This window comes from Streptomyces sp. NPDC041124 (assembly GCF_055592385.1).
On the sequence record NZ_JBVIYR010000003.1, the window covers coordinates 520,183 to 536,204 of the forward strand.

Annotated in this window: 8 protein-coding genes; 6 read left to right on the forward strand and 2 right to left on the reverse strand. The window is 70.6% G+C overall.

The features are described 5' to 3' along the window. Window positions 1-78: 78 nt before the first annotated feature. A complete protein-coding gene (gene pglX, locus ACZ6A9_RS10710) occupies window positions 79-3,831 on the forward strand; it encodes a BREX-2 system adenine-specific DNA-methyltransferase PglX (RefSeq protein ID WP_468982241.1) in 3,753 nt (1,250 codons plus the stop codon). A gap of 51 nt (window positions 3,832-3,882) precedes the next feature. On the opposite strand, the gene ACZ6A9_RS10715 is transcribed toward pglX, so the two are convergent. Both ACZ6A9_RS10715 and ACZ6A9_RS10720 read right to left on the reverse strand, forming a co-directional pair. Next, complete coding sequence (locus ACZ6A9_RS10715; protein ID WP_468982243.1) at window positions 3,883-4,074, reverse strand: DUF397 domain-containing protein; 192 nt, start codon at window positions 4,072-4,074, stop codon at window positions 3,883-3,885. Further along, entirely contained in the window at window positions 4,071-4,958 is an 888-nt protein-coding gene (locus ACZ6A9_RS10720; protein ID WP_468982246.1) for a helix-turn-helix domain-containing protein, read from the reverse strand. Before ACZ6A9_RS10720 ends, ACZ6A9_RS10715 begins: the two co-directional genes overlap by 4 nt. 153 nt (window positions 4,959-5,111) lie before the next feature. Here ACZ6A9_RS10720 and ACZ6A9_RS10725 point away from each other — a divergent pair, with 153 nt between their 5' ends. From ACZ6A9_RS10725 to ACZ6A9_RS10745, 5 genes are all read left to right on the forward strand, one after another. Further along, window positions 5,112-5,567, forward strand: coding sequence for an ATP-binding protein (locus tag ACZ6A9_RS10725; RefSeq protein ID WP_468982248.1), 456 nt, complete (start codon window positions 5,112-5,114; stop codon window positions 5,565-5,567). Window positions 5,568-5,741: 174 nt separating this feature from the next. Then, window positions 5,742-9,716: a BREX-2 system ATPase PglY family protein gene (locus tag ACZ6A9_RS10730; protein WP_468982251.1), complete on the forward strand. Its 3,975-nt coding sequence runs from the start codon at window positions 5,742-5,744 to the stop codon at window positions 9,714-9,716. Next, window positions 9,716-12,544 carry a BREX-2 system phosphatase PglZ gene (pglZ, locus tag ACZ6A9_RS10735; RefSeq protein WP_468982254.1) on the forward strand — a complete coding sequence of 943 codons (2,829 nt, stop codon included), beginning with the start codon at window positions 9,716-9,718 and terminating at the stop codon, window positions 12,542-12,544. The genes ACZ6A9_RS10730 and pglZ overlap by 1 nt, the downstream gene beginning before the upstream one ends. Next, window positions 12,541-13,872, forward strand: a complete 1,332-nt coding sequence (gene brxD, locus ACZ6A9_RS10740; protein ID WP_468982256.1) for a BREX system ATP-binding protein BrxD — start codon at window positions 12,541-12,543, stop codon at window positions 13,870-13,872. The genes pglZ and brxD overlap by 4 nt, the downstream gene beginning before the upstream one ends. After that, complete coding sequence (locus ACZ6A9_RS10745) at window positions 13,869-15,992, forward strand: DEAD/DEAH box helicase (RefSeq protein ID WP_468982258.1); 2,124 nt, start codon at window positions 13,869-13,871, stop codon at window positions 15,990-15,992. The genes brxD and ACZ6A9_RS10745 overlap by 4 nt, the downstream gene beginning before the upstream one ends. Window positions 15,993-16,022: the final 30 nt, after the last annotated feature.

Here is a 16,022-nt window from a genome sequence, read left to right on the forward strand (position 1 = left end):
GGTGCGGCAGGATGGGAGATCCGGTCCGCGGCTGACGCGGTGGGGCGCTGACGCGGTGCAGGGAGAAGGAAGCGAAGAGTGACGGTGACGACTACGGGCACGGACAAGGCGGCCCTGCTCAAGGACCTGAAGAAGCTGGTCGTCGACCTGGAGGACGATCTGCGGTCGCGCAGCATGTCCGAGGAGGAGTTCCACACCCGCTTGGACCGTGAGTGGCGCGAGGCGAAGGAGGCCCGGCGCACTGCCCTGTCCTACCCGGCCTGGCGCGACGAGCGCGTCACGCAGGCCGCCGTGGCGTGGGTGCTGGGCTGTGTCTTCGTCCGCTTCTGTGAGGACAACGGCCTGATCGACGAACCGTTCCTCGCCGGCCCCGGCGAACGCCTCGCCGAAGCGGAGGCCCGGCACGAGGCCCACTTTCGCACCTACCCGCACCACAACAACCGCGACTGGCTCATCGAGGCGTTCCGCCACCTGGCGCGCACCAACGAGACGGCAGCCGGCCTCTTCGACGAGCGCCATAACCCGCTGTGGGGCCTGACCCCCGGCTACGAGACGGCGACGGAACTGCTGATGTTCTGGCGTCGCTGGGGCGCGGATGGAGAGATCCGCTACGACTTCACCGATCCCGAGTGGGACACCCGCTTCCTCGGCGACCTCTACCAGGACCTGAGCGAGCACGCCCGCAAGACGTACGCGCTGCTCCAGACCCCGGAGTTCGTAGAGGAGTTCATCCTCGACCTGACCCTGGAACCGGCGGTCGCCGACGACGGGCAGGGCTTCGGCCTCAACCCAGCCTGGACCGGCCCCGACGGCCGCGAACGCCGCGGCCTGCGCACCATCGACCCGGCGTGCGGCTCCGGACACTTCCTGCTGGGCATCTTCCACCGCCTGCTGGACAAGTGGCGCCAGGCGGAACCCGGTACGGACGCCTGGACGCTGGTGCGCCGGGTGCTGGAGTCCGTCCACGGCTGCGACAAGAACCCCTTCGCCGCGAGCATCGCCCGCTTCCGGCTCCTGGTCGCCGCGATGCGCGCGGCGGGCGCGCGGCGACTGGCGGACGCGCCGCCGTTCCCGATCAACGTGGCCGTGGGTGACTCGCTGCTGCACGGCCGGGACGCGGCCGGCATCCAGACCGACCTGGACACGCTGTTCGCGGAGGCGGTCGTGGGGCGCGAGGAGGGGGAGGCGTACGCGTACGCCACGGAGGACGTGTGGGAGTACGCGAAAAGGGTCGACCTGCTGGGGCGGGGGTCGTATCACGTGGTGGTGGGAAACCCGCCGTACATCACGGTGAAGGACAAGCAGGAGAACGAGAACTACCGGGCGGCGTACGACGCGTGTGCGGGGACGTACGCGTTGTCGGTGCCGTTCGCCCAGCGGATGTTCGAGCTTGCGGTGAAGGGGTCCGGCGGGCGGCTGGGTGGGGGCGGGTTCGTGGGGCAGATCACGGCGAACTCCTTCATGAAGCGGGAGTTCGGAAAGAAGCTGATCGAGGTTTTTTTCCGGAACAAGGCGGAGCTTTCGCATGTCATCGACACGTCGGGCGCCTACATCCCCGGGCACGGTACGCCGACGGTGATTCTGGTCGGGCGTAACCGGGTCCCGAGCCCGGACCGGACGGTCCGAGCGGTACTCGGTGTCCGAGGGGAGCCTTCACAGCCTGAAAAGGCGGAGTACGGCGTTGTGTGGCAGGAGATCGCGAAGAAGACCGGCTTGGCCGGTACTGAGTCCGAATGGATCAGCGTCGTTGATGCCACGCGTCACAGCATCAGTGTATTTCCGTGGAGCCTTTCCGGCGGCGGGGCCGGTGAGGTACAAGGGCATTTCGAAGCGGCAGCGGTGTCGCGGCTCGGAGATCGGTGCGCCAGCATCGGTCGCACCACCGCAAGCGGCGCGGACGATGCCTACTTCTTGCCTGACCGCAGGACGGCCGAGCGCTTGCGTGAAGGCGACAGGGTCCGAGAGCTGGTCACAGGGGATGCCGTCCGGGACTTTTCGTTCGGCAGGTTGACCCAGGTGCGAAACCCTTATGCGGACCAGGCGAACTCGTTGCCCGTGGGGGAGTCCGACCCATTGGTCGCGCGTTCCCTCTGGCCGTTCCGCGCGCTGCTGGAACGTCGTGTGATCTTTGGTAAGACATTGGCGGACAGTGACGCACCCTGGTATGTGCATTTGGAAAATTACTCCAGCAAGCTGAGTGTCGAGGAAGGTTTGGGATTCGCTTTCGTCGCCACACACAATCATTTCTCGTATGACCGGGCTGGCCGGCTGTTCAACCGAACTGCTCCCGTTATCAAGCTGCCCGAGGGGGCCAGCGAGGACGAGCACCTGGAGTTGCTGGGGGTGCTCAATTCTTCGGCGGCTTGCTTCTGGTTGAAGCAAGTGAGCCAGGGCAAGGGCGGCAGTGGACTCGGTCGAGGGCTTCAGGACGAGGAGTGGGAGGAGCGCTACGAGTTCACCGGCACCAAGTTGCAAGAGTTTCCCCTTTCGGCCAAGCTCCCGCTCCACCTTGGTCGCCTCCTCGATGCCCAGGCACAGAAGTTGGCCAAGTTGGAGCCGTCGGCGGTGTGCGCTGGAGGCGTCCCGCAACGACAGGTGCTTGATGACGCGCAGGCAGAACATGCCGAGCTCCGGCGGCGAGTCGTTGCCCTCCAGGAAGAGTTGGACTGGCAGGTCTACGGCCTCTATGGGTTGCTTAGTGACGCCGAAGTAGCCCGGATCACGACCCCGTCACCCGACCCCGACACCATCCCCGAGGTCAAGCTCGGTGAGCGTGCCTTCGAGATTGTGCTCGCACGGAAGGCCGAGGCCGGTGAGGTGGACACCGCCTGGTTCCGGCGCCACGGCTCAACGCCCGTCACCGAGATCCCCGCCCACTGGCCCGACTGGTACCGCAACATCGTCCAGGCCCGGATCGACCTCATCACCCGCCGCAAGGACATCGCCCTCATCGAGCGCCCCGAGTGCAAGCGCCGCTGGGCCGCCGACCCGTGGGAGAAGAAGGAACGAACCGCGCTCCGCAAATGGCTGCTGGACCGCTGCGAGGACGAGGATCTGTGGTTCAAGGTGCGTGACGGACTGCGGCGCCCCCGGACGCTGACCGTCAACAACCTCGCCGACCGGCTCGGTTCTGACCCCGACTTTACGGCCGTCGCCGCGCTCTACGCAGCCGACCACCTGAAGAAGCCGGACCTCCCCCTCGCGCAGATCCTCACCGAGATCATCGCCGACGAGCACGTGCCCTACCTCGCCGCCATGCGCTACAAGGACTCCGGACTGCGCACCCGCCGTGAGTGGGAGAAGGTCTGGGAGAAGCAGCGCGAGGAGGACCGTACGGGCGCGCGGCTCGATATCGACCCGCCCACGAAGTACAAGTCCTCAGATTTCCTCAGGCCGTCCTACTGGTCCCACCGCGGCAAGCTCGACGTGCCCAAGGAACGGTTCATCTCCTATCCGGAGGCGGGACCGGACAGCGACTCCACGCTGATGCTCGGCTGGGCCGGCTGGGACCACAGGGACCAGGCGCTGGCCCTCACCCAGCTCATCGACACGCGGGTCAGGAGCGACGCCTGGGGCGCGGAACGCCTCGTCCCGCTGCTCGCGGGGCTGCACGAGGTCATGCCGTGGGTGCGCCAGTGGTACAGCGCGTACGACGACGAGTGGGAGGGCTCACCGGCCGAGGATCTGGAGGCGGAGTTCCAGCGTTATTTGCGCACCCACGGGGTCAGCGAGGCGCAGATGAGGGACTGGCGCCCGGTACGCAAGACCCGTGGGCGGAAGCCTGCGCAGCGCAAGGAGACGCCCGAACAATCCGCGCTGGACGACGAGTAGAGCTGGAGGGGGAGAGCGGCCCTGCGCTCTCCCCGCCCATCGGCAGGGTGTTCAGCGATCGTGGTTGGAAGCGTGCGTGGTGAACGCCGACCAGGCAGCGGGGGAGACGAGCACGGGCTGGATCCGGGTGTCCTTGGAGTCCCGTACGTGGACAGCCTGCGGGGTCACGGCCACCTCGACGCAGTTGCCACCGCCGCCGCCGCTGTAGCTGCTCTTGAACCAGACCAGTTCGGTGGTGCTCATAACGCTCCTCGCATCTGCTCCAGCAGGCTCGCGGTGGCCGTCCGGCTGAGAGCCTGCGAGCGCATCTTTCCATAGCGTCGGAGCATCGCACTGACCAATTTCGAGTCGGTGACGAGGGCGCTGGTGTCGTGCGCTTCGACGTATCCGACCCACTTGTTGTCCTGGGTTTCCGCCAGATACTGCGGCCCCTCGAACCCCGAGTGGTCTTCCTGACGCAGCGGCATGACCAGGATCTCGACGTTGCGACGACTGCCCTGCTCCAGCAGGTTGTCAATGAGAGCGCGAGTAACCTCACGGCCTCCCATCCTGCGTTCTAGCAGTGCCTCCTCGATCACGAAGGAGAATTCCGTGTTGGGGCGCTCGGCGAGGAGATGTTGCCGCTCCAGACGGGCGGCAACCTGTCGCTCGAACTGCTCCTCGCAGAGGGGTGGCAACCTGCGGTCGAAGATGGCCCGGATGTACGGCTCCGGCTGCAACAAACCAGGGATCGCGCAGGCTTCGTAGGCATACAACGACACCGCCTCCTCCTCGATCCCCGCCCACTGCCGGAACCAGGAAGCAAGCCCCGCCCTACGCGTCAGACTCCGCGCCGCAGCGGCCAGCACCTTCGCCGCAGCCGCACCCAGCGTCGGCTCGGCACGCTCGGGCAGGTCTCCCGGAGGGAACCGCTTGCCCTGCTCGATCTTGGCCACGTAGTGCGCGGAGTACTGCACCCGCTGCGCGAACTCCTCCTGGGTGAGGCGGGCCTCCTCCCGCAGGGCCTTCAGTACGGCCCCGAAGGTCTTGAGGCTGTCGGACAGGTCGTGCTCGCCGTTGGAGCCGCCCGTACCGGCGCCTCCACCCGTACCCCCGCTGCCGACCCCGCCGCCGTTGCCCGTCGCCATGCAGCCCGCCTCCCGTGCCCCTTTGCACACACCGAACCCGCCCTATGGTCACGCACGGTGACCCGCCCAGTCCAGCGGGTGAACCAGTACAGGCGTATCTGTACCAGCGTCGGTCCTGTTCGGCGGGGTCGCGGCGGCGGGACGGTGAACCCCATGCCGACGCAACAGCCCCAAGACATCGTCACCGTACGTGCATTCGCCCAGCGCCTGTCCGCGACCCGGCGGGGCGCCCGCCTCGCCCGCAGACTCGCCGCGCACCAGCTCGACACCTGGGGCGTGCCGCACGGCACCTCCGCTTCCGACGCCGCCCTGCTGATCGTCGCGGAGCTGAGCGCCAACGCCGTACTCCACGGACGCGTCCCGGGGCGCGACTTCGCGCTGCGCCTGGTCCACACGCCCGCCGCCGGGCTCCTGCGCGTCGAGGTGTCCGACACCCACCCCGCCCTGCCCGTGCGGCTGCTCCCGCCCGCCGATGCCGACGGAGGCAGGGGACTGCTGCTGGTCGAGGCCCTGGCCTCCCGCTGGGGGGTGGCGGAGCGCACCGGTCCCGGCAAGACCGTGTGGGCGGAGCTGGACCTCCGTCCGGAGGCGGCCGGGCACCCCGGGTAGCCGCGCCGGGCGGTCAGCGCCGCACTCGTCACCCACTGTGAGGCTCCGTCCCGGAAGCGGTTGCGATCTCCCCTCCCGCTGTCGGACCTACCTGGCAAGATGGACGTCGCGCCGAACGCCAGTGGGGGGCGCTGTCCGGGCCGGCCGCCAGCACAGTGAGGGAATGATCGTCTGATGTCGACCACAGAGCTGTTCCTCCGGGATGTCATCGCCATCAAGGAGGACGTCCACGCGGGCGATTTCAAGGTCGACCTCTCCCAGGGCTTCCACGAGGCCGACGAGCGGGTGGCGGAGTACGTCGTCACCGAGCAGTTGCGGAAGGCGTTCCGCAAGGCGCTCGGCATCGTTGCCAAGGCCGTCCGTACGGGCGACTCGCACGCCGCCTACCTGCACGGCTCCTTCGGCGCCGGTAAGAGCCACTTCCTGACCGTGCTGCACGCCGTGCTGAACGGCCATGAGGGGGCGTTGGACAAGCCGGGGCTGAAGGAGGTCGTCGCCGAGCACCGGGACTGGCTGGGCGGCAGCCGGTTCCTGATGGTGCCGTACCACCTGGTCGGGTCGACCGACCTGGACTCGGCGCTGCTCGGCGGGTACGTCCACACCGTGCGGGAGCTGCACCCGGAGGCGCCGACCCCGGCCGTCTACCGGTCGGACGCCCTGCTTGCCGACGCGGCCCGGCAGCGGACGTTCCTCGGTGACGACGACAAGTTCCGCCAGTGGCTCGGCGCCGGGGCGACGGCCACCTCCGGCGGCGCGGGCGAGGACGACGAGGACGACCTGCCGGGCATCGACGGCGGAGCCGACCTGCCGGGTACGGGCAGCTGGAGCACCGCCGAGCTGGACCGTGCCTTCGCCGCGCCGCCCGGCAGCGAGGAGCGGGAGCGGCTGGTGTCGGCGCTGCTGACCGGGCCCATGGCCGCGTACACGCAGGCCGCCCGCGGTGACGCGCAGTCCTTCATCCCGCTGGAGAACGGCCTCAAGGTCGTCTCCCGCCACGCGCAGTCGCTCGGTTACGACGGCGTCGTCCTCTTCCTGGACGAGCTGATCCTGTGGCTCCAGGCACACATGGGCGACCAGGACTTCGTCCGCGACCAGGTGCAGCGGCTGGTCAAGCTGATCGAGTCCGCCGACAGCGGCCGGTCCGTGCCGATCGTCTCCTTCATCTCCCGCCAGCGCGACCTGTCCCAGTTGATCGGCTCCGACGTCGCGGGCGCCGACGTACAGAACCTGGAACAGCAGGTCGACTACCTCGCCGGCCGGATCGACGTCGTGGAGCTGGAGGACAGCAACCTCGTCGAGATCATCAAGCACCGTGTGCTCGCGCCCCGTCCGGGCATGGAGCAGGCGCGCGACGACGCGTTCAAGCTCGTGGAGTCCTCGCGGGACGAGGTGCGGCAGGTGCTGCTCGACGCGCAGGGACGCACCGAGGCGAGCTGGGACGACTTCCGCACCCTGTATCCGCTGTCCCCGGCGCTGCTCAACGTGCTGGTCGACCTGTCCGGTGCACTGCAGCGCGAGCGGACCGGTCTCAAGCTGGTGCAGGAGCTGCTGCGGCGCCACCGCGACGACCTGCGGCTCGGCCAGCTCATCCCGATAGGCGATCTGTGGGACGTGATCGCCGAGCGGACCGGTGAGGCGTTCACCGCGAAGCTCCGCAAGGAGTCGGAGATCGCGCACCGCTTCCACGCCCGCGTCCGCGAGCACCTGCTGACGAAGTACGGCTCGGCCGACGACAAGCGCTTCCAGACCGACGAGCGCCTGGTCAAGACGCTGCTGCTGGCCTCCCTCGCGCCCAACGTGCCTGCCCTGACCCGGCTCACCGGCGGCCGACTCGCCGCGCTGAACCACGGCACCATCAGGACCCGGGTGGGCGACGCGGGAGCTGTCGCCGTGAAGCGGTTGCAGGAGCTGCAGGCCGAGGGTTTCGACGGCGAGCTGCGCAGCGAGGGCGACCCCGCCGACCCGGTCTTCCACCTGCACCTGTCCGACCTGGACGTCGAGCCGCTGCTGGAAGAGGTGCAGGGCGTCGCCGACCAGGACGGCTACCGCCGCCAGTGGATCAAGGACCAGCTGTGGGCGGCGCTGGGCATTCCCGACGCCCAGGCGTTCGTGTGCGAGCGGACGGTCGTCTGGCGCGGCACCAAGCGCACCGTCGAGTTCGTCTTCGGCAACGTCCGCGACCCGCACCTGCCGGACGCCGAGTTCGCACCGCAGACCGAGGGCAACATCCGCTTCGTCTTCGACTATCCCTTCGACGACCACGGCCGCTCGCCGATGGACGACGTGCAGCGGGTGGAGCGGATGAAGCGCGCCGGGAAGACGGCGCCGACGATCGTCTGGCTGCCGCACTTCCTGTCCGAGCAGAAGGCCCGCAGCCTCGGCCGCCTCCTCAAGATCAACTATCTGCTGGAGCGCGACCGGCTCGACGACCACACCGCGACCCGCCCCGCCGAGGAGCGCGTCCAGATCCGCAACCAGCTCAAGGCGTCCCGCGACAGCCTGACCACTCAGCTCGCCGACGCGCTGCTCCAGCTCTACGGCATCAACCGGGCCGAGCCCGGCACGGCCGGCGCCGAGGTCCCCGAGGGCCACCACCTGATCTCCCTCCAGCCGGGCTTCACCCGCACCCGGCCCGAACCGGCGGTCGGTTTCGAGGAGAACCTCCTCCTGCTCGCCGACGGGCTGCTCGGCGCCCGCCACCCCAAGCACCCCGACTTCGACCCGCGGCTCACCCGCAAGGCCGTCACCACCCGCGAGCTGAAGACCACGCTCGAATGGATCACTAGGGCGATGGAGGACGGCTCCCGGCGCGTCGTGGTCGACAGCCAGCAGATCCCGGTGGTCCGCCGGATCGTGCATGCCCTCCAGCTCGGCGAGGTCCACGACGGGCCGCTCAACGTCACCACAGACTGGCGCCTGCGCATCAACAAGAAGGCCGCCGAGACCCCCGACGCCGGCCCGGAACTGTCCGTCGACGACATCCGCCGTTGGATCGAGGACCTCGGCTACACCGGCCTCGACCGCCACGTCAGCAACCTGATCATCGCCACGTACGCCCTGCTCGACGACCGCACCTGGGTCTACCAGACCTCCCCGCTGCCCAAGGCGCCGGAGCTGGAGCGGATCGGCCCCGGATACGGGCTGAGGGCCGTGGAACTGCCCACCGAGGACGAGTTCCACACCGCGCTCGGCCGTGCCGGGACGATCTTCGGCAGGACCGTCTCCCGGGTCTTGTTTGCCCGCAACGTCGCCCGGCTCGCCGAAGGCGTGCGCGCGGTCGCGGAGGAACACCGCGTGGCCCTCGGCGAAGTGCGCACCCTCCTGACACAGCACGCCGCCCCCCTCGGGCTGACCGGGCCCGGCGGCGCCGACGCGCCCCGTCTGAAGTCCACCAAGGCCGCCGCCGACCTCGTCGCCCGGCTGCTGCGCACCACCGAACCGGCCGCGTGCGTGCGGGAGCTGGCCGCCGCCGCGTACGACGTGACCGACGAGGAGATCGCGGGCGCCCTGCGGCACGCCCCGGAAGTGGCCGCCGCGCTGCGCGCCACCCAGTGGTCCCTGCTGGAGGACGTACGCCGCGACCTCGCCGTACGACAGGACAGCCTCGGCGAGCGAGCGGCCAGGTTCCTGGACGAGGTGCACCGCACCGCCCGCGAGCACGAGCAGACCGTTTCCCTCGTGCCCGTCCTGGACCGACTCCCGGACACGGTCATGGCCCTGATGCGCGAGGCCACCCGCCTCGCCCAGCCCGCACAGCCGTCCACTCCGCCCGCGGCACCGGTCGTCCCGGAGCCGACCGCCGAGGACGTCAGCCTCACCGACCACGGCAAGCCCTCCGTCCCCTCGACGCCCACGCCGGACCGGCCCTCCACGCCGGACGACGCCTCCCGCGGCCAGGGTGGCGCGCAGACCGCCGTCCCGGGCCAGACCGGTCGCAGGCAGACCGTCCACCTCGTCGAGCCCACCCAGTTGGAGGCGACGCTGGCCACCACGGTCGCCGGGATCGACGCCGAGATCCGCGCCTACCTCGCCGCCCACCCCGGCACCCGCATCCAGGTCTCCTGGCAGCCGGTCACCGACACCGGGCCCGGTTCCGGCGGTTCCGCCGGAACCGGGCCGGAACCGGGCGGCGAAGGGACCGCCGGCTGATGGCCCCGGCCCTGCCCCGGGTGGGCCGCCGTACCGTCGAGGCCCTGCTCGCCGCGAACGCCAAGGACTTGGGCGAGCGCAGCCTCGTGCTCGTCCACGGCCAGTACGCGCCCGGCGCTCCACCCCGGTTCACCGTCACCCTGGACGGCGAGGCGCGGCGCGTCCACGTAAGGAACGAAGCCTCCGTCCTCGGCGTCGTCGCCGCCCTGCGCGCGCACCGGAACGCAGCCGCCTCCTCCGACGTGCTCGTGGTGACGACGGGCGTCGACGACGAGCAACTCGGCTGGGACGTGCGCGGCAGGGCCGTACGGCGCAAGACCCTCACCGTCGAGAACGCCGAGGTCGTCCTCCAGCGCTTCGGGGCCACCGGCTTGGACCCGCGCATGTACCGCGAGCGGTGGTTGCTGGAAGCCCTGGTCGAAGCGGAGCCCGTCGAAGACGGCTGGCCGCGCGTCGGCGGAGTGCTGACCCGGGACGCGGCACTGCGCGCCCTGACCGCCGAACGGCTCGGTCTGCGCGCGGCGCACGGCTCCTCGGGCCAGGACGGGCAGGTCACCCTCGATGCCGACACCCTGCTCGCCTGGTCGCGCACGCCCGCCGGTCCCCGGCGGTTCGCCGAACTGAGCGCCACCGAACGCGCCGAACTGAAGAAGTGGCTCGCGGAGGTCGCGGGACCGGCCGTTCCCGTCCTGCTGTCCCTCGCCGAGGCCGGACTCGGCCACGACGCCCTGCCGCTCGGACTGCTCGGCGCCGCACTGCGGGACCCCGCCGCCCAGCCCGACACGGTGCTCGCCCTCGGCGGACTGTTCGGGCAGGTCATGCCCCGGCGTTCGGAACTCGCCGTGTTCACCGACGCCGTGGAGGGAACCCTCACCCGCTGGATCGCCGACGCCCGCACCAGCCAGGACGCCCGTCGGCGCGTCACCGCCGTACTGGACCGGGCCGACGAGCTGGCCGACAAGGCGGGCCTCACCCCCGGCCTCACTGCGAGCCGCTTCCTCCCCTCCAGCTTCACCGCGCAACTGCGCCGGACCGTCGCGGAAGCCCTCCGTTCCCCGGCCGCCGGTCAGGCCACGCTGGCCGACCTGCTCGGCCACGCCCTCGCCGGCCTCCGCCCGGACCACGTCCAGGCCGCCGAGACGGCCGTACGGGTGGCACGCTGGCTCAGCGGCCCCGAGTCCGCCGTCACCGGCGTGGCCGCCGCCGTACGGGCCCACGTATGCGACTGGGGCTGGATGGACCGGGCGCTCACCGTGCTGTGGGCGGGCGACCCCGACGGCGACCTGGAGACCGGCCGGGACCTGCGGACCCTCTACGAACAGGCACGTGAGCGCAGGCAGCGCCTCGATCAGGAGTTCGCCCCAAAGCTCGCCGCCTGGGCCGCGCACGCCACCGCCCAGCACCCCGACGGCTGCCTTGTCGTCGAGAACGTGCTGGACACCGTCGTACGCCCGCTCACCGCCCAAGCGTCACCGCTCCTCCTCGTCCTCGACGGCATGAGCAGCGCGGTCGCCGCCCAGCTCGGCGAGGAGGCGGAACGCGACGGCTGGCGCGAGATCGTGCCGCGCCCGGAGGCAGGAGAGATCCCGGCACGGCTCGCCGCCGTCTCGATGCTGCCCTCGATCACCCGCGTCAGCCGTGCCTCACTGCTGACGGGTGAGGTAGCCAATGGCGGCCAGTCGACCGAGACGAGCGGCTTCACCGCCTTCTGGAAGCGGCGGCGCAAGGCGGCGGCCCTCTTCCACAAGGCCGCCATCGGCGGCGAGGCAGGCCACGCGCTCTCGCACGAACTCATGACCGCCCTCGCCTCGGACGCCGTGGTGGGCGTGGTCCTCAACACCATCGACGAGGCCCTGGACAACGGCCGGCACGGCCGCGGCACCACCTGGTCCCTCGCCGACGTCACGCACCTGCGCGAACTGCTCGCCGCCGCCCGCAGCTACGGCCGCCCGATCGTCCTCGTCGCCGACCACGGACACGTCCTGGAGCGCGGCAGCAGCTCCGACACCCCGACGTCCGCCGCAGAGGGTGCTGCGTCCGCCCGTTGGCGCACCGGTGACGCCGCGGGCGAAGGAGAGATCGCTGTCCACGGCCCGCGGGTGCGCGAGGGCGGGGGAGCGGTGATTCTGCCGTGGCGCGAGGACATCCGCTACACCGGACGGCGCGCCGGGTACCACGGCGGAGCCTCCCTGGCCGAAGTCACCGTCCCGGTGCTCGTCCTGCTGCCGGCCGGGGAGGAGGCCCCGAAGGACTGGGTGCCGCTGCCGCGCGAGCTGTCCACGCCGGGCTGGTGGCGGACGCACGTCACTCGTGACGTTCCTGAGTCCGCCGCCATTACCGCTGATCAACCGGAGGTCTCCTCGCCTGCGCGGCCCCCGGCGCCCTCCAAGCGCGCGCCGGCCGCCGAGGCACGGCCGTCCGCCCGGACGGAAACCGGACCGCCGGTGGCCGAGTCGCTGGGCAGCACGGTGGTGAGCAGCGAGGTGTACGCGGCCCAGAAGGAGTACGTCCGCAAAGCGCCCGAGGCGAAGGTGGTGGCCGCGGTCGTCAACGCGCTCGTCACAGCGGGCGGGACGATGTCCCCGGCCGCGCTCGCCGCGGCGATCTCCGCGACCGGACGGGTCCGCCGCAACATCGAGGGGTTCGTCGCCACGGTGCAGCGGCTGCTGAACGTCGAGGGGTATCCCGTCCTCGGGTTCATCGACGGCGGGCACGCGGTCAAACTCGATGTACCGCTCCTGCGCGAGCAGTTCCTGCCGAAGCCGAAGGACGACGAAGCGGACGGGCAGACGGACGAGCCGGCGAGCCGGGGGGAGGAGATGGCGTGACCGACCCCGCCTCCGTGAGCGCGGTCCGGCGCCGCGAGGTCATCGACGCCCTGCGGCGTGGCACCGTCCCGCAGTCCGGTCTCGACCTGTTCGCGGTCGGACTGGACCCGTTCGAAGCCGCCCTGGACGACGACCTGGCCACCGTCACCCGCGGCGGTGCCGCCTTCCACGCCGTCCGTGGTGACTATGGCTCCGGCAAGACCTTCTTCGCACGCTGGCTGGCCGAACGCGCCAAACGCGCGGGACTCGCCACCGCCGAGGTGCAGATCTCCGAGACCGAGACACCGCTGCACCGGCTGGAGACCGTCTACCGCCGGCTCACCGAGCGCCTGGCCACCGCCACCCACCAGCCCAGCGCACTGCGCGCGGTCGTCGACTCGTGGTTTTACACCCTGGAGGAGGAGGTCCTCGACGGCTCGGAGATCGACGAGGACGACGAGGAAGCCCTCGCCGAGGCCGTGGACACGCTGATGGAACGCCGGCTCGCCGACGTCGCCCGCACCACGCCCGCGTTCGCCGCCGCCCTGCGCGGCTACCGCCGTGCCGTCACCGCCGGGGACGGCGCCACGGCGGAAGCCCTGATCGCCTGGCTCGGCGGCCAGAAGTCCGTGGCCGCCTCCGCCCGCCGTGCCGCCGGAGTGCGCGGAGACCTCGACCACTTCGCCGCGCTCGGCTTCCTCCAGGGCCTGCTGACCGTGCTGCGCGACTGCGGCCACCCGGGCCTGCTCCTCGTACTCGACGAGACGGAGACCCTGCAACGCGTCCGCGGCGACGTCCGGGAGAAGGGCCTCAACGCACTGCGCCAGCTCCTCGACGAGATCGACGCCGGCCGCTTCCCCGGCCTCTTCCTCGTCATCACCGGAACCCCCGCGTTCTACGACGGCCAGCAGGGCGTCCAGCGGCTCCCGCCCTTGGCCCAGCGGCTCGCCACCGACTTCACCACGGATGCCCGCTTCGACTCGCCCCGCGCCGTCCAGCTCCGCCTGCCCGGCTTCGACCTGCCGAGCCTTGGGGAACTCGGCCGGAAGGTGCGGGACCTCTACCGGGGCGCGGCCCGCCACCCCGAGCGGGTCACCGCGCGGGTCGACGACGCCTACATCGGCGAACTCGCCACCGCCGTCACCGGAGGTCTGGGCGGCAACGTCGGCATCGCTCCCCGCGTATTCCTGCGCAAGCTCGTCGCCGACGTCCTCGACCGCGCCGACGAGTTCGAGGACTTCGACCCGCGCAAGCACTACCAGCTCACCCTGTCGGCGGGCGAGTTGACGGACACCGAGCGCAATGCCGCCGTCGACCGGGCGGACGACATCGAGCTGGACCTGCCGTGACCACCCCCGACGGCCTCGAACCGGCGTTGGTCCACCACATCGTCAACACCCTGGGCTGGAAGGACCTGCGCCCGCTCCAAAAGGCCGCCGTCGCCTCGCTCAGCGCGGGAGACGACGCCCTGTTGCTGGCCCCGACGGCCGGCGGAAAGACCGAAGCCGCCTGCTTCCCGCTGCTGTCCCGGATGCACGCCCAGGGCTGGTCCGGCACATCGGTGCTGTACGTGTGTCCGCTCAAGGCGCTGCTCAACAACCTGCTGCCGCGCGTGGAGACCTATACCGCCTGGCTCGGCCGGACCGCGGCCCTGTGGCACGGCGACACACCGACCGGCGCGCGGCGGCGCATCCTCACCTCCCGGCCCGACGTGCTGCTCACCACCCCCGAGTCGCTGGAAGCCATGCTGGTCAGCGTCAACGTCGACCACGCGTCCTTCTTCTCCGGCCTGCGGGCCGTCGTCGTCGACGAGGTCCACGCCTTCGCCGGCGACGACCGCGGTTGGCACCTCCTCGCCGTACTGGAGCGCCTGCAGCGCGTCGTGGGCCGCTCCGTGCAGCGCGTCGGCCTCTCCGCGACGGTCGGCAACCCGGAAGCCTTGCTCACCTGGCTCCAGGGATCCGGAGCAGGCCGGCGCCCCGGACGCGTGGTCGCGCCCCACCTGGCCGAGGCACAGCCGACGCCGGCCTCCGTACCGCCGGGTGACATCCAGCTCGACTACGTCGGCTCGCTCGACAATGCGGCCACCGTCATCAGCGCCCTCCACCGGGGCGAGAAGCGACTCGTCTTCTGCGAGTCACGGCGCCTGGTCGAGGAACTGGGCGCCAAGCTGCGGGCCAAGGGCGTGACCACGTTCCTCTCGCACGCCTCCCTCTCCCTCGACGAACGCAGACGCGCGGAAACCGCGTTCGCCGAGGCCCGCGACTGCGTCATCATCGCCACGAGCACCCTGGAACTGGGCATCGACGTCGGTGACCTGGATCGGGTCATCCAGATCGACGCTCCCGCCTCGGTCGCCTCCTTCCTGCAGCGCCTGGGCCGCACCGGACGCCGCCCCGGCACGACCCGGAACTGCCTCTTCCTCACCCTCGACCAAGGCGGGCTCCTGGCTGCCGCGGGACTGTTGCTCCAGTGGTCGCGAGGCTGGGTCGAACCGGTCACAGCGCCGCCCGAACCCCGGCACATCGTCGCCCAGCAGCTGCTCGCCCTTTGCCTACAGGAACACCGCGTCGGAGACCGACTCTGGCAGGAATGGTGGAACGGCCTGGGACCGTTCGGAGGGTCGGCCGAGCCGATCGTCCGCCATTTGGTCGACGTGGGATACCTGGACCAGGACGGTGGCATGCTGTTCATCGGCCCTGAAGCCGAACGGCGTTTCGGCCACCGCCACTTCATGAACCTCACTGCCGTCTTCACGGCACCGCCGCAGTTCACCGTCCTGCAGGGCCGTACCGAGATCGGCCGCACCGCCCCCGCCCTGCTCACCGAGCGGGTCGTCGGCCCCCGCAGGCTCCTCCTCGCCGGCCGCAGCTGGCAGGTCACCTACATCGACTGGCACCGCAAGCGCTGCTTCGTCGAGCCGGTCGATGGCGGCGGAAAGGCCAAGTGGACCGGCACCGGTTTCGGCCAGGGCACCTCGTTCGAGGTCACCCGTGCCGTATGCGAGGTGCTGCTCGGCACGGACCCGCCCGTCACCCTGACTCAACGTGCCACCACGACGCTCAAGGAGGCGCGTGAGGTATTCCTGGAGAAGGTTCACCCGGGCGGCACATTGATCGTGCGCGACGAATCAGGACAACTTCGCTGGTGGACCTGGGCAGGCCACCGGGCGAACGCGACGCTGGCCGCCACGTTGGAGGGGATCGCGGTGCCAGCCCAGCGCATTAACGATCACTGGATCCGTCTGCGGGAAGACCTCACGCCACCGGTGTGGAAGGAAGCCCTGAGCGAGGCTCCGGACCGGCTCTGCCTTCCTTCTGTCGACGAACGGGCGGTGCGGGGGCTGAAGTTCGGGGATACGCTGCCGCCACGCCTGGCGGAGGCGACGCTGTCGGCCCGACTGGCGGACCTGACAGCCGCTACAGCAGTACTTGCCGAGCCCGTACGTTTTGTCGCTGCTTATAAGTGAAGCGCTACATGGCTTGCCGAATGATCACAA